Origin of the sequence: Bartonella sp. OT172YNZD (assembly GCF_042193725.1) — a bacterium.
GTDB lineage: Bacteria > Pseudomonadota > Alphaproteobacteria > Rhizobiales > Rhizobiaceae > Bartonella > Bartonella grahamii_A.
The window spans coordinates 1-1,806 of the sequence record NZ_JBHILZ010000053.1; the positions used below are offsets into that span (position 1 = coordinate 1).

The window sequence follows — 1,806 nt, forward strand, 5'->3', positions numbered from 1 at the left end:
ACAACATATTGATTTATAATGATAATTCACTGTTTTGTATGTTGAGTGAGAGTCCCGAATATCGTAAGATTCTCTCATTTCAAACCTGTTTATGTTGAATCAATCAAAATCACTTTCTTGCACACCACAAGCGGGATGAATGTGTGGATAAAATTTGTATAAGAAAGGAATAAAAATGGCTTTTCTGAACCGTCTTAATGCAAGAGCTGTCGCAACATCGGGGGCTGGAAAATATAATGATAGTGCCGGCTTGTTACTCCATAAGCGTAAAGATGGTGGTGCTCAATGGATTTTACGGTATACCCTTCACGGACGCCGTCGCAAAATGGGCTTAGGTGCGTTGCGAGATGTCTCTTTAAAACAAGCGCGTGAATTGGCAACTGGGTGGCGCTCTGTTTTACGTGAGGGTCGTGACCCCATTAAAGAACGTGAGAACCAAAAAACGTGAGGCAATAAGCAATCTTCATTATTTAAAAGACATTGCTTTAGATGCTTTTGAAAGTCGTAAAGCTGAATTAAAAGGGGATGGTAAGAATGGGAACTGGTTTATACCCTTAAAACTTCACATTTTACCAAAATTAGGCTGTCTGCCCGTTTCAGAGATTACACAAACAAAGATACGCAACACGCTTGCCCCCATTTGGCATACAAAAGCTGGAACAGCCCAAGCAGCATTGATACGTCTTAATCTTTGTCTCAAACATGCAGCTGCCTTGGGTTTGGATGTTGATTTACAAGCAGTAACAAAAGCACGCGCGTTCTTAGGAAAACAACGTCATAAAGCACAAAATATACCAGCCATGGATTGGAAAGATGTGCCAGCTTTTTATAAAACACTTTGTAAAAAAATAACTATGACACAACTGGCTTTGCGTTTGCTTATCCTTACAGGGGGTCGTACTTTTCCTTTGCGTCATATTCATAAAAATCAAATTGAAGGTGATGTATGGATCATCCCTGCTGAGAATATGAAAGGAAGACGTGATGCTACAACAGAGTTTCGTGTACCTTTATCATCTGAAGCATTAAAAGTAATTGAACAAGCCCGTTATCTCTCCAAAAGTGATTTTATCCTTTCTGTTACCGGTCATGGTCCTCTTGGTGAGAGTAATATATTACAGCATATGAAACGTGCTAGACTTGAAGCACGTCCCCATGAATTTCGCTCTAGTTTACGCGATTGGCTCGCTGAAACAACCGATGCCCCTTATGAGCTCGCTGAAACCATTCTAAGTCATACGGTCGGAGGACAAGTAGAGCGTGCCTATCGTCGGACTGACTATCTAAAACAGCGCCGTGTCTATATGGATAAATGGGCGGCTTATGTCACGGGTCAAACCTAAGGATATGGGGTGCATCACCCCATTATCTGTGGATAACTTTAGCTCTCTTTTCTCTCATTCTCTCTCAATAAGACTCATAAATTATCACATTAGAAATTATATGATAAAATATTGTTTTATATAAATAAAATACCTTCAAAAATGAACCAAAATGTGGTTAATAAATAGTTATGATTTGTTACCATTTTTATCGTGAAAGGATTTTAGAATGACAGAAAATGATATTCTTTTGACAGACCGTGAAAGTGCAAAATTGCTTCATATGAGTGTTTCAACATTCCGCCGTCATGTAACCAATGGCTCTCTCCCAAAACCTTTAAAATTTGGTTTTTTATCCCGTTGGTTACAATCGGATCTTTTGAATGTCATCGAGCAAGCAAAACAGCAACGTTGTAACGACGCAGCATAAAAAAACTTGTCACGTAAGGACGGACAAGGCTTTCTCAAGCTTATCACCCTAGAG

General features: G+C 39.4%; 1 protein-coding gene and 1 pseudogene. Both read left to right on the forward strand.

The genetic code is table 11. The features are described from left to right. The first annotated feature begins 175 nt into the window (after nt 1-175). Nucleotides 176-1,343: pseudogene (locus ACFIJS_RS08900) on the forward strand (tyrosine-type recombinase/integrase). Nucleotides 1,344-1,551: 208 nt separating this feature from the next. Then, complete coding sequence (locus ACFIJS_RS08905) at nt 1,552-1,752, forward strand: helix-turn-helix transcriptional regulator (protein WP_375651254.1); 201 nt, start codon at nt 1,552-1,554, stop codon at nt 1,750-1,752. The last annotated feature ends 54 nt before the right edge of the window (nt 1,753-1,806 follow it).

Coding starts and splice junctions, on each gene's coding strand:
- ACFIJS_RS08905 (WP_375651254.1), top strand. CDS start 1,552: ATGACAGAAAATGATATTCTTTTGACAGACCGTGAAAGTGCAAAATTG.